General features: G+C 40.5%; 28 protein-coding genes. 16 read left to right on the forward strand and 12 right to left on the reverse strand.

All coding sequences use genetic code 11. The annotated features are described in order from the left end of the window. Nucleotides 1-3: 3 nt before the first annotated feature. From ACOV1Q_RS02635 to hemA, 5 genes are all read right to left on the reverse strand, one after another. The gene (locus ACOV1Q_RS02635; RefSeq protein ID WP_424492889.1) at nt 4-489 is read right to left on the reverse strand and encodes a DUF6973 domain-containing protein; all 486 of its coding nucleotides are present in this window, start codon (nt 487-489) and stop codon (nt 4-6) included. Then, the gene (gene hemE, locus ACOV1Q_RS02640) at nt 489-1,517 is read right to left on the reverse strand and encodes a uroporphyrinogen decarboxylase (RefSeq protein ID WP_424492890.1); all 1,029 of its coding nucleotides are present in this window, start codon (nt 1,515-1,517) and stop codon (nt 489-491) included. Before hemE ends, ACOV1Q_RS02635 begins: the two co-directional genes overlap by 1 nt. Before the next feature lie 61 nt (nt 1,518-1,578). Further along, the gene (locus ACOV1Q_RS02645; RefSeq protein ID WP_424492891.1) at nt 1,579-2,235 is read right to left on the reverse strand and encodes a uroporphyrinogen-III synthase; all 657 of its coding nucleotides are present in this window, start codon (nt 2,233-2,235) and stop codon (nt 1,579-1,581) included. Continuing rightward, the gene (gene hemC / locus ACOV1Q_RS02650; RefSeq protein WP_424492892.1) at nt 2,236-3,153 is read right to left on the reverse strand and encodes a hydroxymethylbilane synthase; all 918 of its coding nucleotides are present in this window, start codon (nt 3,151-3,153) and stop codon (nt 2,236-2,238) included. Continuing rightward, nucleotides 3,150-4,409, reverse strand: coding sequence for a glutamyl-tRNA reductase (gene hemA, locus ACOV1Q_RS02655; protein ID WP_424492893.1), 1,260 nt, complete (start codon nt 4,407-4,409; stop codon nt 3,150-3,152). Before hemA ends, hemC begins: the two co-directional genes overlap by 4 nt. 200 nt (nt 4,410-4,609) lie before the next feature. Between hemA and ACOV1Q_RS02660 the strand changes: the two genes are divergently transcribed. The 10 genes from ACOV1Q_RS02660 (at nt 4,610) to ACOV1Q_RS02705 (ending at nt 12,575) form a co-directional block, all read left to right on the forward strand. After that, on the forward strand, nt 4,610-5,512 hold the full coding sequence (locus tag ACOV1Q_RS02660) for an AraC family transcriptional regulator (protein WP_424492894.1): 903 nt from the start codon (nt 4,610-4,612) through the stop codon (nt 5,510-5,512). 3 nt (nt 5,513-5,515) lie between these two features. After that, nucleotides 5,516-6,223, forward strand: a complete 708-nt coding sequence (locus ACOV1Q_RS02665) for a ThuA domain-containing protein (protein ID WP_424492895.1) — start codon at nt 5,516-5,518, stop codon at nt 6,221-6,223. Nucleotides 6,224-6,316: 93 nt separating this feature from the next. After that, the gene (gene hemH, locus ACOV1Q_RS02670) at nt 6,317-7,351 is read left to right on the forward strand and encodes a ferrochelatase (protein WP_424492896.1); all 1,035 of its coding nucleotides are present in this window, start codon (nt 6,317-6,319) and stop codon (nt 7,349-7,351) included. Nucleotides 7,352-7,452: 101 nt separating this feature from the next. Then, nucleotides 7,453-7,770, forward strand: a complete 318-nt coding sequence (locus tag ACOV1Q_RS02675) for an addiction module protein (protein ID WP_424492897.1) — start codon at nt 7,453-7,455, stop codon at nt 7,768-7,770. Next, nucleotides 7,760-8,047 (forward strand): type II toxin-antitoxin system RelE/ParE family toxin, encoded by a 288-nt coding sequence (locus ACOV1Q_RS02680; protein ID WP_424492898.1) that lies wholly within the window; start codon nt 7,760-7,762, stop codon nt 8,045-8,047. Before ACOV1Q_RS02675 ends, ACOV1Q_RS02680 begins: the two co-directional genes overlap by 11 nt. A gap of 6 nt (nt 8,048-8,053) precedes the next feature. Then, on the forward strand, nt 8,054-8,602 hold the full coding sequence (locus tag ACOV1Q_RS02685) for a CopD family protein (RefSeq protein WP_424492899.1): 549 nt from the start codon (nt 8,054-8,056) through the stop codon (nt 8,600-8,602). A gap of 43 nt (nt 8,603-8,645) precedes the next feature. Beyond that, nucleotides 8,646-10,100: a sensor histidine kinase gene (locus ACOV1Q_RS02690; protein ID WP_424492900.1), complete on the forward strand. Its 1,455-nt coding sequence runs from the start codon at nt 8,646-8,648 to the stop codon at nt 10,098-10,100. A gap of 7 nt (nt 10,101-10,107) precedes the next feature. Next, the gene (locus ACOV1Q_RS02695) at nt 10,108-10,890 is read left to right on the forward strand and encodes an enoyl-CoA hydratase/isomerase family protein (protein ID WP_424492901.1); all 783 of its coding nucleotides are present in this window, start codon (nt 10,108-10,110) and stop codon (nt 10,888-10,890) included. Nucleotides 10,891-11,009: 119 nt separating this feature from the next. Then, entirely contained in the window at nt 11,010-12,083 is a 1,074-nt protein-coding gene (locus tag ACOV1Q_RS02700) for a PA0069 family radical SAM protein (RefSeq protein WP_424492902.1), read from the forward strand. 72 nt (nt 12,084-12,155) lie between these two features. After that, nucleotides 12,156-12,575: a lipocalin-like domain-containing protein gene (locus ACOV1Q_RS02705; RefSeq protein ID WP_424492903.1), complete on the forward strand. Its 420-nt coding sequence runs from the start codon at nt 12,156-12,158 to the stop codon at nt 12,573-12,575. 9 nt (nt 12,576-12,584) lie between these two features. Here the strand turns inward: ACOV1Q_RS02705 and ACOV1Q_RS02710 are convergent, their stop codons facing one another. The 3 genes from ACOV1Q_RS02710 to ACOV1Q_RS02720 all read right to left on the reverse strand — a co-directional run bounded on the left by ACOV1Q_RS02710 (nt 12,585) and on the right by ACOV1Q_RS02720 (nt 14,612). Continuing rightward, entirely contained in the window at nt 12,585-13,232 is a 648-nt protein-coding gene (locus ACOV1Q_RS02710) for an HD domain-containing protein (RefSeq protein ID WP_424492904.1), read from the reverse strand. Between the two features lie 54 nt (nt 13,233-13,286). Continuing rightward, nucleotides 13,287-14,018, reverse strand: a complete 732-nt coding sequence (locus ACOV1Q_RS02715; protein ID WP_424493384.1) for a lysophospholipid acyltransferase family protein — start codon at nt 14,016-14,018, stop codon at nt 13,287-13,289. Between the two features lie 183 nt (nt 14,019-14,201). Next, entirely contained in the window at nt 14,202-14,612 is a 411-nt protein-coding gene (locus ACOV1Q_RS02720) for a BrxA/BrxB family bacilliredoxin (protein WP_424492905.1), read from the reverse strand. Nucleotides 14,613-14,786: 174 nt separating this feature from the next. Between ACOV1Q_RS02720 and ACOV1Q_RS02725 the strand changes: the two genes are divergently transcribed. The 4 genes from ACOV1Q_RS02725 to ACOV1Q_RS02740 all read left to right on the forward strand — a co-directional run bounded on the left by ACOV1Q_RS02725 (nt 14,787) and on the right by ACOV1Q_RS02740 (nt 17,609). After that, entirely contained in the window at nt 14,787-15,512 is a 726-nt protein-coding gene (locus tag ACOV1Q_RS02725; RefSeq protein ID WP_424492906.1) for a TerB family tellurite resistance protein, read from the forward strand. Between the two features lie 149 nt (nt 15,513-15,661). After that, on the forward strand, nt 15,662-16,312 hold the full coding sequence (locus tag ACOV1Q_RS02730) for a metal-dependent transcriptional regulator (RefSeq protein ID WP_424492907.1): 651 nt from the start codon (nt 15,662-15,664) through the stop codon (nt 16,310-16,312). 6 nt (nt 16,313-16,318) lie between these two features. Then, on the forward strand, nt 16,319-17,140 hold the full coding sequence (locus tag ACOV1Q_RS02735; RefSeq protein WP_424492908.1) for a ZIP family metal transporter: 822 nt from the start codon (nt 16,319-16,321) through the stop codon (nt 17,138-17,140). Nucleotides 17,141-17,195: 55 nt separating this feature from the next. After that, nucleotides 17,196-17,609 carry a hypothetical protein gene (locus ACOV1Q_RS02740; protein ID WP_424492909.1) on the forward strand — a complete coding sequence of 138 codons (414 nt, stop codon included), beginning with the start codon at nt 17,196-17,198 and terminating at the stop codon, nt 17,607-17,609. Here the strand turns inward: ACOV1Q_RS02740 and ACOV1Q_RS02745 are convergent. The 4 genes from ACOV1Q_RS02745 to ACOV1Q_RS02760 form a co-directional block, all read right to left on the reverse strand. Beyond that, entirely contained in the window at nt 17,603-17,752 is a 150-nt protein-coding gene (locus ACOV1Q_RS02745) for a hypothetical protein (RefSeq protein WP_424492910.1), read from the reverse strand. The genes ACOV1Q_RS02740 and ACOV1Q_RS02745 overlap by 7 nt on opposite strands. 36 nt (nt 17,753-17,788) lie before the next feature. Then, nucleotides 17,789-19,888: a ferrous iron transport protein B gene (feoB, locus tag ACOV1Q_RS02750; RefSeq protein WP_424492911.1), complete on the reverse strand. Its 2,100-nt coding sequence runs from the start codon at nt 19,886-19,888 to the stop codon at nt 17,789-17,791. A 4-nt stretch (nt 19,889-19,892) separates the two neighbouring features. Further along, complete coding sequence (locus ACOV1Q_RS02755) at nt 19,893-20,123, reverse strand: FeoA family protein (RefSeq protein ID WP_424492912.1); 231 nt, start codon at nt 20,121-20,123, stop codon at nt 19,893-19,895. 138 nt (nt 20,124-20,261) lie between these two features. Further along, on the reverse strand, nt 20,262-20,927 hold the full coding sequence (locus tag ACOV1Q_RS02760; RefSeq protein WP_424492913.1) for an SCO family protein: 666 nt from the start codon (nt 20,925-20,927) through the stop codon (nt 20,262-20,264). A gap of 149 nt (nt 20,928-21,076) precedes the next feature. Here ACOV1Q_RS02760 and rseP point away from each other — a divergent pair, with 149 nt between their 5' ends. Together rseP and ACOV1Q_RS02770 are read left to right on the forward strand one after the other, a co-directional pair. After that, nucleotides 21,077-22,441, forward strand: a complete 1,365-nt coding sequence (gene rseP, locus ACOV1Q_RS02765) for an RIP metalloprotease RseP (protein ID WP_424492914.1) — start codon at nt 21,077-21,079, stop codon at nt 22,439-22,441. A 71-nt stretch (nt 22,442-22,512) separates the two neighbouring features. Further along, nucleotides 22,513-24,129 (forward strand): InlB B-repeat-containing protein, encoded by a 1,617-nt coding sequence (locus tag ACOV1Q_RS02770; RefSeq protein WP_424492915.1) that lies wholly within the window; start codon nt 22,513-22,515, stop codon nt 24,127-24,129. The last annotated feature ends 129 nt before the right edge of the window (nt 24,130-24,258 follow it).

Here is a 24,258-nt window from a genome sequence, read left to right on the forward strand (position 1 = left end):
TTTTTATTTTTCTAAATAAACCAATGTATCTTCCTGGCTGCTGAAATCTTCCAGCTTATCCAGGTGCATTGCATTTTTCATTTTTTCAATTAGCACTATTTGAATATCAAGGGCTTCAAAAATGTGCTTTTCAAATAACTTTCTGCCAATCCTGTTATTATGCAGATCCATATTTCTTTCCGGTGTGCGGTTTGGTGAAAGCTCTTCGTGAAGATCTGTAATTCTTTTGCTCCACTCCAATGCTTTTTTTAAAGAACCTGAAGCCTCATAACATTTTTGACAGATCAAAAAATTCAAAAGCGCATGTCTAAATGCGTTTGCCGGGGTGTTTTTATGATGCTCCTTTCCAAAATTGCGATCACATATTTTAATGGTTTCCCTGGTAGCATTCCAGGTAGGAATAATAAACTTTGGCTGAAGAATAAGAACCTTTCCCAGCGAAAAAAGCTGTTTTCCACGGAGGTTCTTTAAACTCGCCAGGATGCTCATTACTTCACTTTATATTCTTTTACAGCGTCTACAAATGCCTGTGCGTTTTCAACAGGAATATTCGGAAGAATTCCGTGGCCAAGATTCACCACATATTTATCTTTTCCGAATTCGTTGATCATATCGTGCACCATATCTTTAATTACATCTGGTGGCGAAAAAAGTCTGCTAGGATCAAAATTTCCCTGTAGTGTAATTTCGGGTCCTGCCAATTGTCGCGCGATTTTTGGAGCACAGGTCCAATCTACCCCAAGGGCACAGGCGCCGCTTTTTGCCATTTCATCTAGTGCGAACCAGCATCCTTTTCCAAATGCAATAACAGGAATATCTGGTTTTAAGGCATCAATAATCTGTTGGATGTATTTCCACGAGAATTCCCTGTAATCTACAGGAGAAAGCATGCCGCCCCATGAGTCAAAAATCTGCACAGCGTCTACACCTGCTGCGACTTTGGCCTTTAAATAAGAAATGGTCGTGTCGGTAATTTTCTGAAGTAACAAATGCGCAGCCTGCGGATTCGTAAAACAAAATTGTTTTGCAATATCAAAATTTTTGGAACCCTGTCCCTGTACAGCATAGCACAGAATGGTCCAGGGAGAACCGGCAAAACCTATAAGGGGTACTTCATTATTCAGCTCCTGCTTTGTCATTTTAACGGCATCCATGACGTAACCCAGGGTTTCGTGAACATCGGGGACGTGTACTTTGTGCACGTCTTCCATAGATCGTACAGGATTTGGCAACCATGGCCCTACGCCGGGTTTCATTTGTACTTCAATATTCATTGCCTGTGGCACTACCAGGATGTCACTGAATAAAATAGCGGCATCTGTACCTATTTGACGAATAGGCATTACGGTGATTTCCGTAGCCAGTTCGGGCGTACGGCAACGAGTGAAAAAATCGTATTTTTCCTTTAGCTTCATAAAGTCAGGCAGGTAGCGGCCGGCCTGGCGCATCATCCAAACAGGTGGGCGTTCAACGGTCTCACCTTTTAAAGCTTTAAGAAATAAATCGTTCTTGATCATATTTTTTTCTTTGTCGGGCGTTCACCCGGGATTGGAAAGTTCTTATTAATATACTAAGACTTCAGTTCTTGCCAAAATGTTTCACTACCTGAACAATGACATTTTCAATACTGGGTTTTTTTGCAATTTTTACCTGCGAGGTAAAATGCTGAGCTTCCGATGCGGTGGTTTTGCCAACGCAAAAAGCTACGCTGCCCGAAAGATCGTTTACAGCACAAAAACTTCTTACAGCGCTGGGGCTAAAGAAAAGCACGCCATCAAAGGTGCGATCTATTCTTTTCTGAATTAATTCTGTATCATAAACCTGTACTTCGGAAAAGCTTACGTTTTGCTTCCTTAAATAATCTGGAAGTTCATGGCGTCTTTTTTTTCCGCAGAAAAAGGTGAAATCTTCCACATTGTAATTGGTAACGATCTTTTCAGCCAATTCCTGTCCGTAATTTGCCGTTTCTTTTATTGCAAAGCCTTTTTCTTCTAGAAAAGCCGCTGTTTTATCGCCAACACAGAAAATGTTTTCAGCCTGAAATCCCGGCATCTTTTTTAAAACTAATTTCACTGCATTTTTACTGGTAAAAATGGCATTTTTGGGACTTTTTTTCAGTTTAAAATCAAGAGGGACAATTGCAATAAAATTTTGTTCTACCAAACTGTGCCCGGCATTTAAGAGCAGTTCCTTTTGATTTCGGGCCAGTTTTTTGGTGGCTAGAATTCCGGCCATTTATTGATTATTCATTGAACTTTTAATCTCCTTCATCACTTCTGCTCCGCCATTCTGCAAGATTTCCTGGGCGCAGGCTTTTCCGAAGCCTTCTTTTGCTGAAATTATAATTTCCCTTTCAATTTCAAATTTTTGAGAACCATCAATGCTGAAAAGCGCTCCTTTAAAGTGTAATTTATCTTCTTTAATTGTAGCTAAAGCGCCTATAGGAGCTGTACAACCTCCTTCAAGAGTGCGCAAAAATTCCCTTTCTACGTGAACACAAATTTGAGATTCTTCATGGTTCAAAGCAGCAAGAGCCTTTCTGCAAAATGAATCTTCTTCTTTGGCAACCACCAACATCGCGCCTTGTGCGGGTGCAGGGATCATCCAGTTAAGATCTATGTGGGACTCGGGTTTTAAATTGATACGTTCAAGACCGGCAGCGGCGAATATGGCGCCGTTCCAATTACTGTCTTCCAGTTTTTGAAGTCTTGTGTTCACATTTCCCCTAAGATCTACCACCTCATGATTTGCATATTTATGAAGCCACTGGGCTTTTCTTCGCAAGCTACCGGTAGCAATGATTCCTTCGGAGTTAAGGAAATCTGTTCCTTTATGAATTAGAATATCCTGCGTATGTGCCCTTTTTAGCACTGCAGCTTCCACAATTCCCTTGGGCAGGCTGGTAGGAACATCTTTCATGGAATGTACGGCAATGTCAATTTCATTGGTAAGCATCGCCACATCTAATGTTTTAGTAAAAATACCAGTAATCCCGAATTCGTAAAGAGGTTTATCCAGCACAAGATCCCCTTGCGATTTTACCGGAATAAGTTCAGTGCTGTGCCCTAAAGCTTCGAGAGCATTCTTGACAGTGTTAGCTTGCCAGAGGGCAAGTTCACTATCGCGGGTTCCAATGCGAATGGTTTTTGTCATTTTTGAGTGGTCTCTTCCAGTTGAAAAACTCTTTGGATGAGATCAATGCTCTCATCGGTCATGTTGGAATCTCCTTTGAAATGGTTCGCGAACTGGTTCATTATCTTTTGAATGATACGATCGCTTACCACCGCTGCATGTTCTTCATTAAAACCCGCTATTTTCTTACGCTGAAAATCCAGTTCAGCTTCCTTCATGGATTTCAATTTCTTCTTTAAAGCTTTAATGGTGGGAGCAAATTTCCTGGTTTCAAGCCAGTTATTGAATTCAGCTTCAATTTCCCGATTAATTGCTTGGGCAAAGGGGATTTGCTGTTTTCTGCGTTCCAGAGTCTCATCGGTCATTTTGGAAAGATGATCCAGGTGGATAAGTTTAACTTTTTCCAGCTCTTCTACATCACTAGACACGTTCTTTGGAATTGAAAGATCCAGGATCAACAGCTCTTTATTGTTATAGATCAATTCCCTGCATACAGTAGGATTCTGGGCCCCGGTTGCCACTATTAAAATATCTGCCTTGCGAATTTCCTCCGGAAGATCTGCGTAATCCTTTACGGTAAGATCAAACTTTCCTGCAATTCTTTCGGCTTTGTCCTTGGTTCTGTTAATGAGCGTGATCTTGTTGTTTCCTGTGTGTTTAATAAGATTCTCGCAGGTGTTGCGGCCAATTTTTCCGGTTCCGAAGAGAAGAATATTCTTTTCTGAAGGAGCTTGCACATTGTTCAATATGTATTGAACCGAAGCAAAACTTACCGAAGTTGCGCCCGAAGAAATTTCAGTTTCGTTCTTAATACGCTTACTCGCCTGGATGACCGAATTCACTAACCTCTCCAAAAAGGGGTTTGCAACTCCTATTTCGCGGGAACGTACAAAAGCAATTTTAAGCTGACTTATTATTTCAAAATCTCCCAGGATTTGGCTGTCCAGACCTGTCCCCACTCGAAACATATGTGAAATAGCTTCCTTGTTCTTATAGACGTAAGCTACTTTTTCAAACTCTTCTACAGTCCCGTGGGTATGTTCGCATAATAATTTAATTAACTGAAAAGGGTGTTGTGCAAAGCCATAAATTTCAGTTCGGTTGCAGGTCGAGGTAACAATAATACCATCAATACCTTCAACTTTGGCCTGCCGAAGAAGATTTTCTTTCCTTTCTTCATCCAGACTAAAATGTCCTCTTACCTCTGCATCTGCCTTTTTATAACTAAGGCCAATGGTATAAAAATGCTTTCCTCTCGAAATGTTATAATCCTCCATGTACCTGATTAGGAATTCAACCAGCAAAATTAATACTAAGAAAATCTAAAAAACAACGCTCAAAGGGTAATTTTTAACGCTGCACGTGATTTTGAGGCTAAAACTGATATTAATCATATAATTAAGCTAATTTTGTAGTGAGAATGGCTGCTTTCGAATGGTTTGTTTAGAACTGTTCTAAATAGTAAATCAATAAATTTATGGCGACACCCGAAAAAAATATCGCTGGAAGGGTTCTGGAGGAGACAAAGGTCGAAGAAGGATTTTATATTCTTAAGTTCAGGAATGATGGACGTGAAACAGAAAACGTAAGACGCTATGTAGGCAGTAGTTATATCCAGTTCCATTTTGGAGGTAAAGGGGAGAATTTGTTCTCTTTCAACAATGGAAATTATAAACTTTCACTGCAGGAAGAAACTTCACTCTTGCTTTACAACCCAAAGCGTGATCTACCTATAGATATTGCCTTACAACCATCTTCCTGGATTATTTCTTTGGTAATTTCCATTGATAAATTTCACTCACTTTTTTCAGAAGAGGCGGGATATATCAGCTTTTTGAGTCTGGAAAACAAGGATAAACAGTATTACAAAGATGCGCCGCTTTCCCCTTCTATGGTAATCGTGTTGAACCAGTTATTGAATTATAACATTGCACCCTCTATTAAAAACCTGTATTACAAAGGAAAAGCTTATGAGCTGTTGAGTTTATTTTTTAACCGGACAGAAGATGCTAATGTGGAGCAGTGTCCTTTTCTTGTAGATGAAGAAAACGTGCTGAAAATAAGAAAAGCAAAGGATATTGTCATCGCAAACATGGCCGAACCGCCCTCTCTGCAGGAGTTATCTGGAGAGATTGGTTTGAGTTTAAAAAAGTTAAAAGAGGGGTTTAAGCAAATTTACGGTGATTCTGTCTACAGTTTTCTGTTTGATTATAAAATGGAATTTGCTCGCAAACTGCTCGACACTGGTGAGTATAATGTCAATGAAGTAGGGCTGAAGGTGGGATACAGTACTTCCAGTCACTTTATTTCGGCTTTTAAAAAGAAATTTGGCACTACACCCAAGAAATATATCATGTCATTGCCGTCAAATCAATATTAAGTTATGCGTTATCTATTCTTCTTTTTCTTTCTAAATCTTACTGTTCTGTCAGCTCAGGAACCTGAAGTGCTGGTATTTCATAAAACTAACGGTTGGTACCATGAATCTATTCCAAAAGGCGTGGAAACATTCAAGGATCTTGGGGAAGAGCATGGCTTTTCTGTCACCGCGACAAATGATGCGCAGCAGTTTTCCGAAGCCGGGCTCGAAAAGTTTGATCTGGTTGTTTTTCTTAACACGACGGGAGATGTACTGAATGAGGAGCAGCAAAAAGTATTTGAGAATTATATGAACAAGGGCGGGAATTTCTTCGGAATACATTCCGCAGCAGATACCGAATATGACTGGCCCTGGTATGGTAAACTTCTGGGCGCATATTTTGTCAACCATCCTGCAGTGCAGGAGGCAGAGGTGCAGGTGGTAAATAAAGATCATCCCATGGTAGCTCATTTGCCCGAAAGCTGGAAAAGGACAGATGAATGGTATAACTATAAAGAGATCAACCCCGATATTGAAGTGCTCATGCTGTTAAACGAAGCTTCTTATGAAGGAGGAGAAAACCAGGATTATCATCCTATTGCCTGGTACCGCGAGTTGGATGGTGGCGGGAAAGCGATTTACACCGGCGGCGGACATACCAATGAATCCTATGATGAAGAAGATTTTAAAGAACATCTTCTAAAAAGTATATTTTTCGCAATACAGGATTAAATCGTTGTACTTATCCTGCTATAAAGAAGTATAATAAGAACGCACTTTTATCGCCGTCGATAAATTATATTTTTGCATTGTAAAATTAAAACTATGAGTAAAGGCGTATTGCTTGTTAATCTTGGTTCTCCTGAGAGCACAGATCCTAAAGACGTTAAAAAATACCTGGATGAATTTTTAATGGATGAACGCGTCATAGACGTTCCTTTTTGGGCACGTTCGCTCATAGTACGGGGAATAATCCTCAATACAAGGCCAAAAAAATCTGCTGAAGCATATCAGCGAATCTGGTGGGAGGAAGGCTCGCCTTTAATTGTTCTTTCAGAAAGGCTTCAGGAGAAAATAGACGAAATTACATCGGTGCCAATTGCGCTGGCAATGCGGTACGGAAATCCGAGTATCAAAAACGGGTTGCAGGAATTGCATGACAAAGGTGTGGATGAGGTTCTTATTTTTCCGCTTTACCCCCAGTTTGCCATGGCTACAACCGAGACTATTTTGGTGTTGGCAGAAGAGCTTCGGAAAAAGCATTTTCCGAAGATGCAATTTACCTCAGTTCCCGCATTTTATAATCACCCAGATTACATTCGGGTGCTAGCAAACAGCATTTCTGAAAAATTGAAGGGAGTGGACTTCGAACATTTATTATTCTCATACCATGGCGTACCCGAAAGGCACATCAGGAAGAGCGATATTACAAAATCTCATTGCAAAATTGATGGTAGCTGTTGCCAGACGCCCTCTGCCGCACATCAGTTCTGTTACCGTCACCAATGCTTTGAAACCACGCGCCTGGTTGCCGAATACCTGGAGCTCAAAAAAGGTGCTTTTTCTGTATCTTTTCAGTCCCGACTTGGTTTTGATCCATGGTTAAAACCATATACCGACAGGACAATTGAAAGAATGGGTCTAAACGGAACTAAAAATCTTGCGGTAGTCACTCCGGCATTTGTTTCAGATTGTCTTGAAACGCTTGAGGAAATTGCTATGGAAGGAGAGGAAATCTTTCACGAAGTAGGCGGCGAGGAATTCACTGTGGTGCCCTGTCTAAACGATCGGGAAGATTGGGTGAAAGTGCTTGCGAGATGGGTAGATGAATGGGCCCTTTCTGAGCCTGTGAATGCGTAATTTATTCCTTCGGAAAAATCATTTCTGAAATCGTTAGGTTTGCTTCCGAAAAATCTAATGAAGAAACTGCAATTGGTTATCTTTGTTGAAAAGCTAAGATTATGGATCTTAATCAGTTGAAAGTTGAGCTTATACAGAATATTATTTCCTGCGAAAATGAAATTATTTTACGGGAAATTGAGCAGATTCTTGATGAGAATCCTTCCGGAGTAAGAGAAGACGGGGAAAAATATTTTTTTAAAGAGAATTCAGGTTCAGTGAATAGAATTTCCAATGATGAGGAGTTTCAATCTTTTAGTATAAGCGAAGAACAGGAAGAGGAGCTAATGCGCAGATACAGGAATCATCTTGAAGGAAGGGGTAAATCTATTCCATGGGATGAGGTGAAAAAAAATATCCGGGAGGAACATGGTTTTTAAGCTTTTGGTAAGGGAAGAAGCCCAAAGAGAGATAATAGATGCAGGTTTCTGGTATGAAAACAAGCAAAAAGGGTTAGGTAGAAGGTTTGTCTCAGAGGTTGAAGATCAATTTGAATTTGTTTTAAAGTTTCCGGAAGTTTATGCTTTAAAAAAAGATAATTTTCGCGAGGCACCATTAAAAGAATTTCCCTATTCAATCATTTATACTCTTGAAAACAGAAAAATAACAGTCTTTGCTGTTTTCAACACCTATCAAAACCCCACTAAAAAACCCTGACCTGTTTTGGAATATTACAATTATATCAAAGCCTTACATCTTATTTTCGTGATTACCTGGTTTGCCGGGTTGTTTTATATTCCCAGGTTGTTTATATATCACATTGAAGCGCTGCAAAAACCTTCTCCCGAAAAGGAGATTCTATCTTCCCAGCTAAAGATGATGACAAAGCGGCTATGGTACATCATTACCTGGCCTTCAGCTGTTCTTGCGACTTTTTTTGCCGTTTGGCTTTTGATTTTGATTCCTGAATGGCTTCAACAGGGATGGATGCATGTAAAACTTGCTTTTGTATTGTTGCTCTTTTTATACCATTTTAAGTGTCATCATCTATTTAAACAGCTTCAGAAGGATTCCATATCCTGGACGTCCACACAAATGCGTTTATGGAATGAAGTTTCTACCCTTATTCTTTTTGCGGTTATTTTCCTGGTAATTGTTCGGGATGCTGTAAATTGGATCTATGGCGTAATTGGGATTTTCCTTTTGGCTGGAATGCTTATGCTGGGAGTGAAAATTTATAAACGCTTACGTTTCAAAAATCCTGATCTTTAATAATGGTTTGATAATTGATATCTTTACCAGGTAATTAGATTTCATGAGGCTTCTAAAATTTTCCTTACGCACAAGAATTTTCTTTTCTATGATCCTGCTGGTTCTTCTGGCGTCGATTTTGATCGCAGGAATTACCGTCATCCAGTATAAAAAAGAAGCGCAGGATTATCACCGCGAGCGCCTGGAGCGAAAAGAGGAAGCTATTAGGGAAAACATCAAATTTGTTATTGAAAGTACCACTTACGAGGTGAACGAGGAGAATTTACGGCTCATCCTTAAGGAGCGCAACAAGATACACGAGATTGCCCAGGTTCATAACATGCCGCTGAATGTCTACAGCCCAGAAGGTAACCTTATTTTAAAGTCCAATCAGTCGTTTTTTAGAGATACTACAGATCTTTTTCTGGAGCTTGATATCCTTGAGGACATGCGTATGTCGCCACACAAAAGGGTGATTCGCCACACAGTCAAAAATGGTAAAAAATTCCAATCTTCTTACACTTACATAACCGATAATCAATTCAAGCCGCTGGGGATTCTGAACCTTCCATATTTGGAAGATGATTACTTTATCACCCGTGATCTTAAGAACTTCCTCATAAAACTCAGCGAAGTATATCTTTTTATGTTGGTGATTGCCATTGTCATGGCTTATTTCCTTTCAAAATATATTACACGATCGCTAAAAACCATTTCGGAAAAGATCACCGAAACCCGTTTAGACAAACAAAACAAGCGTATTGAAATAGGCAATGCCAGTGAAGAAATTTATACTCTTGTAGAAGCTTATAACAGCATGATAGATGAACTGGAGGAAAGCGCCGTCAAACTCGCTACCAGTGAAAGAGAGCAGGCCTGGCGTGAAATGGCAAAGCAGGTGGCGCATGAGATCAAGAATCCGCTTACGCCAATGCGTCTTAGTGTACAAAGCTTTCAGAGGAAGTTTGATCCCAATGATCCCGATATTCAGAAGAAGGTAGATGAGTATAGCAATACGCTTATCAACCAGATTGATACCATGAGTTCCATAGCCTCGGCTTTTTCAAATTTCGCAAAAATGCCGGCACAGCAGAATGAAACCTTGAATGTTCCTAAAATAGTAAAACTGGCGCTGGATATTTTTAATGAAGAGTACATCGTTTTTTCTTCGGAAAATGAGGAAATCATGGCAAAATTTGATAGAACCCAACTTATAAGAGTGGTGACAAATCTTGTAAAAAATGCCATTCATGCTACAGATGGGGTTGAAAATCCTGCCGTGCTGGTATCTGTAACCGAAGAGGAGGAAGAGGTATGTATTCATGTTTCAGACAATGGCGGGGGAATTTCTGAAGAGAATAAAGAGAAGATCTTTGAGCCCAAATTCACGACGAAATCTAGCGGAATGGGTCTTGGCTTGGCCATGGTCAAGAATATTGTTGAAAACTACAATGGGACCATCACTTTTACGTCTAAATTAAATAAAGGCACTATCTTTAAAGTACATTTTCCAAAATAGACACTTTATGAATTACAAAAATATTTTATTTGAAATTGAAAACGGGTTGGGCCGCATTACAGTGAACCGTCCTTCAAAATTAAATGCGCTCAACAAGGCGACAATACAAGAATTGCATGAAGCTTTTACAGCTGCCGAAGATGATGATAAAGTGAAGGTTATTATCCTTACGGGAACGGGAGAAAAAGCCTTTGTTGCGGGTGCAGATATTAGTGAATTTTCAGAATATTCTGTGGAAGAAGGTAAGGAGCTTGCCGCCCGTGGCCATGAACTGCTTTTTAATTATGTGGCAAACTTCCCGAAACCGGTAATTGCTGCTGTGAATGGTTTTGCTCTTGGCGGCGGACTGGAACTGGCGATGGCTGCACATTTTCGTATCGCCAGTGAAAATGCGAAAATGGGGCTTCCGGAAGTTTCCCTGGGAGTCATTCCCGGTTACGGCGGGACGCAGCGTTTGCCACAGCTGGTAGGAAAAGGCCGCGCAATGGAGATGATCATGACCGCCGGTATGATCGATGCCAACCAGGCACTGCGCTATGATTTGGTGAATCATGTAGTGACGCAGGAAGAACTCTTGCCCTTTGCTGAAAAGCTAGCGGGGAAGATTGCCAAAAATTCGCTGGTGGCCGTTTCTGCGGCAATTAGAGCCGTAAACGCCGCTTACGAAACCGGTGTGAATGGATTTGAAGTGGAGATCGAAGAATTCGGAAATGCTTTTGGAACAGAAGATTTCTCGGAAGGAACATCGGCTTTCCTGAATAAGCGAAAAGCAGATTTTCCCGGGAGATAAGAGTGGATATTCAGATGAATAAGTGAATCCGTAGCACTCAAAGTGCTCCGGATTTTTTTTGCTTCACACTAAGATAGGATTAAATCCTATAAATCGGAAATATTCCTTATTTTTGTAGTATGGAGAGGGATAACTATATCAAAGGAAGAGGAGCGCAGCAGCAGGTATCAAACCGTTTTTTTGAGCATTCTCATGAGTTGCGGGATGATTTCCGTAACCATTGCGCCTTGGAAGAAGAGGAGGCTGTGGACACAAAAACCAGTTTTATTGATACTTTCCCTAAGACTATCGTTAATAAAGTTACCAGCCCTGATGTAGGAATGGAGTTTTCCCTTAATCCTTATCAGGGATGCGAACATGGTTGCGTGTACTGCTACGCTCGTAATTCTCATGAATACTGGGGTTATGGCGCAGGCCTTGATTTTGAACAGAAGATCCTTGTAAAGCGAAATGCGGTGGAGCTGCTTGAGCAGAAACTTCGCAGCAAAAGCTGGAAGGCAGCACCTATTGTACTTTCGGGAAACACAGATTGTTACCAGCCGGTTGAAAAGAAGCTGAAGATCACTCGAAAGCTGCTAGAACTGTTCCTAAAATATAAACATCCCGTTGGTATCATCACCAAAAATGCGCTTATCCAGAGAGATTTAGACATCCTTCAGGAGCTGGCTAAAGATAATCTTGTACGGGTAAATCTCTCCATTACTTCCTTAGATGAAAATATTCGAAGGCTTCTGGAGCCAAGAACCGCAACAATAAAAAAGCGCCTGGAAACGGTCGAAAAGCTAAGTGAAAGAGGTGTGCCAGTGAATGTAATGATGGCACCCATTATTCCGGCGATTAATAGCCATGAAATTTTGCCACTGGTCAAGGCAATTTCTGAAAGAGGTGCCTGTAGTGTGGGTTACACGGTGGTTAGACTGAATGGTGCTATTGGAGAAATCTTTTCCAACTGGATAAGAAAAGCCATGCCAGATCGTGCCGACAAAGTGCTTCATCAAATTTCGGAATGTCATGGCGGAAGCCTAAATGATAGCAGATTTGGGACCCGCATGAAAGGAGATGGGAATTTCGCCAACCAGGTAGCGCAGCAGTTCGCAATTGCAAGAAAGAAATATTTGAATAATGAGGATAGGCCTTCGCTTAATCGTGGTCTTCATGAACAATATAAAGACGGACAAATGAAATTGTTCTAGGGGACAGCCGCAAGAGGTTTACCAACAGTTAGTTAACTTAAAGATGTTATATTATAGGTAAAACTGCCAGAAATGAAAAAATTGCAGCTGTTTACTTTATTATTGGTTATTCTTTGCGCTTGTTCAAAAGAAGATGATACAGCAACGGTTCTTAACGGTAGTTGGAAACTGGAACGTATTGAAGATGGGTTTATAGAAAATTCGCCGAACGATGAGGAAATCACCATAAGCTTTGAAAATGACGTTTATACGGGAAGAACAGAAGCGAATGAGTTTGGTGGCGATTACACGGTAGCAAGAGATAGTCTTTTCTTAAGTAACTCCTATACTACAGAAGTCACAGAGACCGAGTGGGGACAAAAATTTTATGAAAGCCTGAGAATGGCTTTTGATGAAAGAGAGGAGCGTTCAAAGTTCCGGATGGTTATAGAAGGTTCAATCTTGACCTTAAGAAATGGCAGTAAAAACCTCATTTTTGAAGCAACAGACTAAGAGAACTTTCTAACTTCCCCATTCCTTAAAGAATTGTTCCAGAAATTTCTCCATGAACTCATGTCTTTCTTCAGCCATTTGTTTTCCGGTTTTGGTGTTCATCCTGTCCTTTAGCAGGAACAACTTTTCATAAAAATGGTTCACTGTTGGAGCAGAAGATGCTTTGTATTCTTCCTTGCTCATGTTTAGATTAGGTCGAATGGCAGGATCATATAAAGGACGTCCTTTAAATCCGCCGTAGTTGAAGGTTCGGGCAATACCAATAGCCCCCAAGGCGTCCAGTCGGTCGGCGTCCTGCACGATATTTAATTCCGGAGAAGTGAATTTTTGAGCTTCATTACCGCCTTTAAAAGAGATGTTTTCAATGATCTTGATGACATGATCTTTTACTTCGGAAGTTACCCGTTGCTTCTCTAAAAAGTCAGCCGCAATACGCGGTCCCACACTTTCGTCACCATTGTGGAACTTGGAATCGGCAATATCGTGAAGCAAGGCACCCAGCGCAACTACAAATTCGTCTGCATTTTCCCCTTTTGCGATCTCCAGGGCATTATTGTAAACCCGCTGAATATGAAACCAATCGTGTCCGCCTTCAGCATTTTGCAGGGTTTCCTTCACAAAAACGATAGTGCTTTCTATTATTTGAGAGTTGCTCATATTTTGTAATCTATTGAAGGCTGAACCTCCAAAAATGACATTTTCTTATCAGATTTATTTAATATCCGCAGTAATTGTGCGCTCTACCTGTGCTACCAAACTTGCAGGATCATCGGAAGCGACTGCTACCGGTTCGTGTACTTTGAAATGGAGGCTGACGCCGATTCCCATGGGAAAGCTGCCATACCTGAAAAGTTTCCAGCTGTTGTTAATGGTGATGGGAACTATGGTTGCTTCGGGCATTTTTTTGAACAGCATTTGCAACCCCTGGACAGCAAATTTTTTAGGAGCACCGGTTCGGCTGCGGGTTCCTTCGGGAAAGATAACGGCAGAGCGATTGTGCTTGTTAAGGTATTCTGCGAATTTTGACATCTTCATTAAAGATTCCCGCGGATTTTTCCTGTCAATAAGCACATTTCCACCGTGGCGTAAGTTGTATGAAATGCCAGGAATGCCTTTTCCCAACTCAATTTTACTTACAAATTTTGGGTGGTGCTTTCGCAGGTGCCAGATGATTGGCGGGATGTCGTACATTCCCTGGTGGTTTGCCACAAAAATGCAGGGTTTATCAAGCGGAATGTTATGAGGGTTTTCAAAACTGTAAGTAGTGCCAAGTACATTAAGGCAGCGTAGCAGGAAAAAATTAAAGACATCTACACTTTTTTTATGTGCTTCATATCCTCCTAATTTGAGGCTAATCCATTGGATAATATGAAAAACGAGAAGCGTTAAAAAGAAGAAAATATAGAAAACTACCGATAAGGGATAGGAAACAATTTTTTTGATCATTTTCATTAGAGTACTCTTGCAAACAGGTCTGCAATTTCACGAATTATTTTTTTATCGGCAACAAAGAAAAGAAATTGATTTCAGGAGCTTCTTTCAGGAAAAATAGAAGATGATGGACCAAAATGGGCATCAAAAAAGCCGCTTTCAAAAGCGGCTTTTTCAAATGCTAAAAATGATTTTTTAGCAAAATTCATTGTATGCGTCTGCAAGATTCTCTGCGATCATTTCTGCAGGACGCCCTTCAATATGATGTCTTTCCAGCATATGAACCAGTTCACCATCTCTAAATAAAGCCATAGAAGGTGAAGAAGGAGGGAAAGGCACCATATAACCACGCGCTTTATCTGTGGCTTCTTTGTCTACTCCTGCAAATACGGTCACAAGATTGTCTGGACGTTTGCTGTTTTGGAGTGAAATTCTTGCGCCAGGACGCGCATTTGCAGCTGCACACCCACAAACGGAATTCACCACTACAAGGGTAGTTCCCTTTTTTGCAATTGCGGCATCAACATCTGCTTCGGTGTGCAATTCTTCAAATCCAATACTGGTTAGATCCTCACGCATTGGCTTAACTAAATCTGCTGGATACATATTTTAAGTTTTTTATTATAAAATCTTTGAATTCACAAAGATATCAAATAAACTTCAGCTATATAAATTTCTGAAAGCTTATAACTATGGCTTTATAGGATCACACTATTTGCGTTTTAGGTCTCTATGAAAGCGGGGATAAAATGTTATCTTTGCCGGGTAAAATTTTCTGCCATGATTAAATGGATGGCCGCAATTGTCGGCTTCATGTTTTTGGGTTTCCGTGGTGCTATCATTGGGTTTATCATTGGAAGTCTTATAGACCTTTTAACTTCTTCCCGGGTTTCTTACAGTAGTCTTGGAGGTGAACCAAAGGTTTCACCCGGCGATTTTGAGCTGCACCTGCTTTCCCTTTCGGCTATTGTAATTAGAGCAGATGGTAATGTTTCTCGCACTGAGCTCGATTATGTGCGTAATTATTTTGTGCAGGCTTATGGAAAGGAACGTGCAAATGCCATTTTCAGGACTTTTAATGATGTAATTAAGAAACGGGAACTTTCTGCATCGAGAATTGCGCAGTACCTGGCTTCCCGTACACAATATCCTGCGAGGCTTCAAATGACCCATTTCCTGTTTGGAATAGCTAATGCAGATGGTAGAGTAAGTGAGGCTGAAGCCAAAACTATTAGGGAGATTGCGGGTTATCTTCGAGTGACTGCAAAGGATTTTGAAAGTATTATGGCGATGTTCTTTAAAAGTGCCGATAATGCTTATAAAATTTTGGAAATTGATAAATCTGCTACCGACGCTGAAGTTAAAAAGGCGTTTCGCACAATGGCTAAAAAATATCATCCAGATAAAATTCAGCATATGGATGAAGCTTACATTAAAGGAGCAGAAGAGAAATTCAGAAAAGTGCAGGAAGCCTATGAAAAGATTCAGAAAGAAAGAGGATTTTAAATTTATCCCTACTTCTGAAGAATTGCAATGAATAGCTAGATTGAAAAATGAAATGAAACCATAATTTTTACGCTTTAACTGAATTTTTAGATGAACCTAAAAATTATTTTTGTTACTTCGTATCTTGTTAGGAATTAATCATGTGATTTATGTTCAGTCTTTCTGAAGAGAATTATCTCAAAGCCATTTTTCACCTGGAACAGGCTTATAAAAAAGGTGTTTCTACAAATGCATTGGCAGAGGGAATGGAGACAAAAGCATCTTCGGTCACCGATATGGTGAAAAAGCTGTCAGATAAAAACCTTGTAAAATATAAGAGGTATCAGGGCGTGAAATTAAGCGAGCTGGGTAAGAAGGCGGCTGTTGAAATCATTCGGAAACATAGATTATGGGAAGTTTTCCTGGTAGAAAAGCTCAACTTCTCCTGGGATGAGGTTCATGAAGTGGCAGAGCAGCTGGAACATATACGGTCTGATAAGCTTATCCAGGAACTTGATAGATTCCTAGACTTCCCGTCCAGGGATCCACATGGGGACCCCATTCCAACCGCCGAAGGAAAGTTTACAGTTTCCAACCAAAGGATACTTGCAGAACTGGACAAAGGAGAAGCTGGTGTTTGTGTTGGGGTGAAAGATTCTTCAGCAGAATTTCTACAGTACCTGGACAAGCACGAAATTTCCTTGGGACAAAAGATCCTGGTCCTTGAAAAAGAAGAATTTGATCAATCTATGCTTATCGAAGTGGGCGAAAAGAAAATAAAAATTTCATTAGAGGTTTCAGAAAACCTTCATTTAAAATAATACAGCGTGGAAAATATCATTACTTATTTCGAAGAATTAGATCCTGTTTTAGCAGCTTTCTTGGCGACACTATTCACTTGGTTACTTACGGCAACAGGTGCATCTCTTGTCTTCTTTTTCAAAAAAATGAACCGTGCCCTCTTTGATGGGATGCTGGGTTTTACCGGCGGCGTCATGGTAGCTGCAAGTTTTTGGAGCCTGCTGGCTCCAGGAATAGAAATGAGCCCTGGCGAAGGTTTTGAAAAAGTGGTTCCTGCAGTGGTTGGTTTTGGTCTTGGTGCGCTTTTCATCTTTGGTCTCGACAAGGTATTGCCCCATCTTCATGTTAACTTTAAAATGAGTGACAAAGAAGGGGTGAAGACTCCCTGGCACAGGTCTGTTCTTTTAACCTTGGCCATTACTATGCACAATATTCCCGAAGGTTTGGCCATAGGTGTACTTTTTGGTGGTGCTGCAATGGGACTTGAAGGTGCCAGTATTGGTGGTGCTGTGGCGTTGGCGATGGGTATTGGTCTGCAGAATTTTCCCGAAGGTTTTGCCGTTGCGATGCCCTTGAGAGGACAGGGGTTAAGCCGATGGAAGAGCTTTAATTACGGTCAGTTATCAGCCATTGTTGAGCCGGTAGCGGCTGTACTTGGCGCATGGGCGGTGATGACTTTTGAGCCGGTATTGCCATACGCTCTTTGTTTTGCAGCGGGTGCCATGATTTTTGTAGTGGTGGAAGAAGTAATTCCTGAATCTCAGCAGGAAAGATTTACTGATGTTGCAACCCTTGGTTTTATAGGAGGTTTTATGATTATGATGACTCTTGATGTTGGTCTTGGCTAGATAATTGTTGTTGTTCATAAAGAATTATAAAATTTCCTGTATGAAAAGCCTGTTCTTGTTAATACTAATATCTTTCTCACCCTTAGTACAGGCGCAGGATGCTACTCCAGTACAAAGCTATGCTTCCACTCTGGGATTGGGTGAATTACTGCAGTTTGGAGACAGGTCAATTAAATTCAAAAACCTTATTCCAGATTCCCGATGCCCTGCCGATGTCACCTGTATTTGGGCTGGAGAAGCAAAAATTCTGGTAGAGGTATTTGAGGAAGGAAAATCGTGCGGAGAAGAAATTATTATAATTTCAGGAGGAGGGAATGATTCGGCATCTTTAAACCGAATTTTTTCAGGAGCAGATTTTTCTCTTGTGGGATTGGTTTTGAAACCTTATCCAAAAACATCAAGAAATCTAAAACCTTCAGATTACACGCTTACTTTGGAAGTGAAGGAAGAAAAGAAGGGAGATCAATGACAAGTGCCGCAGCCGTCTCCACAGGCTTTTGATGATTTCTTTGTTCCGAAGATAAACTTGGGTTTATACACGAACTTGGTGAACATATACCCTACTGCAATGGCAAAGGTTATAAAAACTAATATTTCCTGTAGTAATTCCATGGTCGTTGAGTCGTTACTTTATTCTTTCCTTACAATTTAATTCAATAGTTGAAATGCTGCCAGAGCGGCTATATAAGCTATGATCGTCATAGATAAAAGCTGCAAAGCCGGCCACTTCCATGTATTCGTTTCTCTCTTTACAATTGCCAGGGTACTCATACACTGCATAGCAAAGGCATAAAAGAGCAGAAGACTTACCCCACTGGCAAAAGTGAAAAGAGGTCCGCCAAGGATCTCATTAGTTTCTGAAGCCATTCTGTTTTTAATGGTTTCTTCCTCATCACTTCCCACGCTATAGATCGTGGCCAGTGTTCCCACAAACACTTCACGGGCTGCGAAGGAGCTAACGATGGCAATTCCAATTTTCCAGTCGTACCCCAGCGGCGTCACCACGGGTTCAATGGCCTGTCCCATTTTTCCAATGTAAGAATGCTGAAGTTTATAAGAAGCAATTTTATCCTGAAGTTCCTGTGCCGGTAGATGCGTCTCGCTAAATTTTTGAGACACAATTTCCTCTGCATTCTCAAAGTTTTCTCCCGGCCCATAGCTCGCCAGTACCCATAAAATGACTGAAATGGCCAGGATTATTTTACCCGCACCAAAGACAAAACTCTTCGTTTTTTCTATCACATTGTAGATCACATTTTTTGCCATAGGCAACTTATAATTAGGCATTTCCACTACAAAATAGGACTTAGTTTTTATATTTAGGATCTTATGTAGCACCCAGGCCGAAAATATAGCCATACCAAAGCCCAGAAGGTATAGTAGCATCAAAGTGATTCCCTGAAGATTAAAGCCGAAAAACGATTGCTCGGGGATGACCAGGGCAATGATAATAAGATATACGGGAAGACGGGCAGAACAGGTGGTAAATGGCACCACCAGGATTGTAATAAGCCGTTCTTTCCAATTTTCAATATTCCTAGCAGCCATGACCGCCGGGATTGCACAGGCAGTGCCTGAAACCAGCGGCACTACACTTTTTCCGCTCAATCCAAAACGCCGCATGGTGCGATCCATAAGAAAAACCACCCGACTCATGTAACCACTTTCTTCAAGAATGGAAATAAACAGGAAGAGAAATGCGATCTGCGGAATAAATATTACAATTCCGCCTAGCCCGGGAATAATTCCTTCCGTTATCAGGTTGGTAAACGAACCGGCGGGGAGAACATTCTGTAGAGATTCACTTAGCCATACAAAGGAGGCATCAATAAAATCCATAGGGTAACTAGACCAGTCATATATTGCCTGGAATATGAGCATTAAAATGCTGAGAAAAATTACATAGCCCCAAACCTTATGTGTCAGGATGCGGTCTAAACTGGCGCGGAGTCCTTTGGCGGCATTGGCATCTACTGTCATTGCCTTCTTAAGGACATCATTGATGAATTTGTACCTGTATATAGTCTCCTTTTGTTGCATCCTTTTAAGGCTGCCCTCGTCTTTGGTACGAAAATCCTGGCTTTGATCAATGTTCCTTCGGTTGAGGTTTCCAAAATTCACGTCTTGAGTGATCACCAGCCAAAGCTTATAAAGTGATTGGTTGGGAAACGCTTTTCTTAGCCTGTTAAAATAATCAGGATCCATGGAGGAAGCGTTCAAACAAGGCTCTGTAGAAAGTTTTTTATAGTTTATAATGAGCTCTTTAAGCTCCTCAATACCTGTTTTTTTTCTGGCACTTACCAGTGCAATCTTGGTTTTTAGTTTTTCCTCAAGGTCCGGCACATCAAGTGAAATTCCGCGGCGTTTCATGCGATCTGCCATATTGATCACAAGAATTGTTGGAATGCCAAGATCTTTGATCTGTGTGAAAAGAAGTAGATTTCTTTTTAGATTTTCAACGTCACTTATAACAACAGCGACGTCTGGGTAATCTTTATCATTTTTATTGAGCAACAGCTCTATTACCACATTTTCGTCGATGGAAGATGCGTTAAGACTGTACGTTCCCGGAAGATCGAGAATATGAGCTTTTACACCCAAAGGCAGTTTGCAGATTCCTTCTTTTTTCTCCACCGTGATCCCGGGATAATTTCCCACCTGCTGGTTGAGACCGGTAAGCTGGTTGAATACTGAAGTTTTTCCTGTGTTAGGGTTACCAATTAAGGCTACATTAATCTGCTTGCCCATATTATTAGGGGATTATTTCTATTTCTATTTGAGCGGCCGTTTCTTTTCGAATCGCCAGGTGACTGCCATTAATGTTGAGGTATATAGGGTCGCGAAATGGTGCCGTTTGCACAAGTTCCACTTCGTTTCCGGGCAGGCATCCCATTTCCAGGAGTTTTAAAGGAATAATTTCTGCGGAAATTTCCTGGATAATTCCTCGCTGACCTCGCTTTAAATCGGCAACCGTAGTTTTCAATGTTTATTTAGATTGATTTTAAACAAGGCAAAAATAAGGTAAAATTCAGGATTAGAAAAAATTGTAAGGTTAAAAGGACTTATTTTTCCCGGAAACCTGATGATAATCAGGAGCAGGTTCCAAAAATGGCATTTCTGACTATTCTTTTTTCAAGAGTTCGATATCATGAAGAAGATCTTCAATAGCTTCGGAATTGGTTCCGTCATAAAATCCGCGAATCCTCTTTTCTTTATCTACCAAAACAAAATTTTCGGTGTGGATCATATCAAAAGGGCCACCGTCACCTTCACTTTTAGCCGCGAGATAAGATTTTCTCGCAAGATCATAAATTTGTTTTTTATCACCGGTCACCAAATTCCATTTTTCATCATTTACGCCTTTCTCCAGCGCATATTTCTTTAACTGCGGAACGCTGTCTGCCTTCGGAATTACGGTATGCGACAGCAAGAGTACTTCAGAATCATTTTCGAGCTTCTTTTGTATCTGAAGCATATGATCTGTCATGATAGGGCAGATGGACTGGCAGGTGGTGAAGAAAAAATCGGCTACATAGATCTTATTGTTATAAAAATCCTGTGTTATGGTATCACCGTTTTGATTTACAAGCTTAAAATCTGAAATGGTATGATATTTTCTTACTTCCCGAACATCTTTATCTACCAGTTCGGCGTTTACCATACTGGGTTGGTAGACGGGAAGTCTTTCTTCGGGTGATAGAATAGAATAAATAATGGTGATGATCACCGCTGAAAGGACGAACAAGAAAATTCCGAAGAATTTATATTTTGCAAAGAATTGCAACATGAATCACTATTTTGAAGCAAAATTACACTCTAAAAATCAATTATGCAGTTTTGGAGCGTTTTAAATTATATGTTCCTGGATAGCCGGCTGATTTTATACTTTTTTAGGAGACTTTAAAAGGTTACTTTTGTGCGATTTTAATTATGACTATGGATCCGTTTTTTATAAAAGCAATACAACTTTTTCTCAGTTTATCAATTCTTATTGTACTTCACGAGCTGGGGCATTTTATTCCAGCGAAGATATTCAAGATCAAAGTAGAGAAATTCTTTCTCTTTTTTGACGTGAAATTTGCTCTTTTTAAGAAGAAGATAGGGGATACGGTTTACGGCATGGGCTGGCTTCCGCTTGGGGGTTATGTGAAAATCGCCGGGATGATTGATGAAAGTATGGACAAGGAGCAAATGGCTCAACCGCCACAGCCCTGGGAATTTCGAAGTAAACCGGCATGGCAGCGTCTAATTGTTATGTTGGGCGGGGTAACTGTTAATATCGTGCTGGGATTTGTTATTTACATGATGATCTTATTTGTTTGGGGTAGCGGTTATGTAGGTGCCGAAGATATGCCCAACGGTTTTGCCGTGGCAGATACTTTTAAAGAATACGGCTTTGAAGACGGCGACCGGATAGTTGAGGTAAATGATAAAGAATTCAGGAACAGTCTCGATATCAACAAGCACCTTTTTTTAAGGGATGTTTCGAGTATTACTGTTTTACATCAAAACGGGGAAGAAGAAACCATCTCAATTCCTGAAGATATAGGATCACAAATGTTTCAGCAAGGCGTGATGCAGCCTTTTGTGCCAATTGAACGACCTGTTTTAGATTCCATACAGCCGGGAAGCCCCGCCGAACTTGCAGGACTACAACCAGGAGATGAAGTTGTTTCTGTCAATGAAATTGAAATTGGTTATTGGCACGAACTTACCAGAGAAGTGCAAAACACCACTGATGGGCCAGTTAGACTGGTAATAAGAAGAGAAGGACAGTTTGAGAGCATTCCTGTCAATCCTGAAGGAAACCTCGAAGGAGGCGAATTCCAGACTATGGATATCACTCCTAATGAAGAAGGAAATTTAGGTTTTTATATAGATCGCGAAATCACTCCAAAGTTCGAAACTTACAGTTTAGGAGAAAGTATAGAAAAAGGTTTTAGTTATGGGTACTGGACCTTACACGACTATGTGGCACAATTTAAATATGTGTTTACCAAAAAAGGCGCAACCCAGGTGGGTGGCTTTGGAGCCATTGGTGGCCTTTTCCCTGATTCCTGGAACTGGCAGTCATTTTGGGGTACAACAGCATTTATATCCATTATCCTAGCATTTATGAACATACTTCCTATTCCTGCTTTAGATGGAGGACATGTGACTTTCCTTCTGTATGAAATGATCACCGGAAGAAAACCGAATGATAAATTCATGGAATACGCGCAAATGGTAGGCTTTTTCATACTAATTGCCCTGGTGCTTTTTGCAAACGGAAATGATCTATACCGCTGGTTGTTTGAATAATCTGAGAATAAAACCGATAATATTAAAGCTGAAAACGTGCATGTTTTCAGCTTTGTTTTATTAGAACTGTTATGAAATATTTTAAAGCCATTTTTATTTTCTTCTTCCTGGTTTCATGTTCAAAAGATGAGACTTCGATTAATGACCAATTTGCTTTAACTACAGAAGTACAGCCGGCAGAAGGCGGTGTTGTTTCTCCTTCAGAAGGAAATTATGAGTCCGGTGCAAAGGTGGAATTACATGCGCAACCTGCAAACGGTTACAGGTTTGTTTCCTGGCAGGGAGATCTTTCGGGAAGTGATAATCCTGCCGAAGTAATTTTCAATGAGAACAAAGATATTACAGCTGTTTTTGAAAAAGCTGCTGCAGAATCTATTGTAATTTATTCCATAAATGATCCTCATGGCAAGATCAACAACTTTGCACGAATAAAAGCTGTTATTGAAAAAGAGAAAGAAACCGAATCTCAGGTGTTTTTCGTTTGTGGAGGAGATATTTTCTCCGGAAATCCAATTGTAGACTATCATCCCGAGAAAGGTTCTCCTATTGTAGATCTTATGGGAAAAGCAGGGATGGATGTAAGTGTAATAGGGAACCATGAATTTGATTACGGCCAGGAAATTCTAAATAATCGGATGGAACAGGCTTCTTTTCCATTCCTTTTAGCTAATGTAAGTAAAGGTTCCGGAGAACTGAATATGCCGCAAGGACAGGTGAATATCGAAAAAGACGGTTTTAATATAGCTTTTATTGGAGTTGTGGAAACTGGCTCGCCAGATCATACTCCGCTTACCCATCCAAAAAAGGTCACCGGACTTGAATTTTCTGAAGGAGTGGAAGCTGTGGGAGCGTATGAGGATAATGAAGATGTCAAAAATGCCGATTTAGTGGTGGCTTTAACGCATTACGGGCAATACGGTGACCGGCAAATCCTTCAGCAACATGATTTTATTGACCTTGTAATTGGCGGCCATAATCACATGGTTTACAGCGAAAAGGTAGCCGGAAGGTATATGGTACAATCGGGGTCTGATCTAAAATATCTTACCAAATTGTCTTTAGACGTAAGAGATGGTGAAATTCTTGACTATGAATACGAATTGATTGATCTTAATGAAATAGAAATTCTTGATGAAGCTTTACAGGAAGAAATTTCAGAATATAACAATATTCCCGAGCTTTTTGTGGAGATAGGAACTTCTCTTCAGGATCATACTTATGCTGAAACTGCTTGTTTTTATACTGATGCGCTCAGAACTATTACCGGTGCAGATCTTGTGTTTCAGAATTACGGCGGAATAAGAGCGGGGCTGGATTACGGAAGCATCACTCCATTTGATATTTATACCATAGACCCGTTTGGGAATGGACTGGATACCTTTGAAATGACTGTAGGCGAACTTAAGACGTTCTTTGATTCCGGCGATGCACCTGCGCTGGCATATTCCGGGGTAAAAATGGAAAGGCGTAATGGAAATACTGTTTTTCGAGATTCCTCGGGAAAGGTACTGGCAGATGATATGCTCCTTACCGTGGCACTGAATGATTACATATCAAATGTTTATCCGGTTTATTTTGGTGCTCCCGTTAGAACCTATGAAAAGACAACTGCCGAATATATTATTGACTACCTCGAGCAATACCAGTCTGAAATTAATTATGGGAATTGTGAACGCAGCAGCAGGTAAATAATTTGGTTTGTGATTTTGTTTGTGCTATGGGTTCAAAAATGGCAAAAAAAGAAGTAATTTTTATTTACTTTTTTATCTGAAAATTTAGCGGAAATCAAAAATTACATTATATTTGCAACCGCAAAA

The sequence above is a fragment of the Salinimicrobium maris genome (genome assembly GCF_049680855.1).
Taxonomy (GTDB): Bacteria; Bacteroidota; Bacteroidia; order Flavobacteriales; family Flavobacteriaceae; genus Salinimicrobium.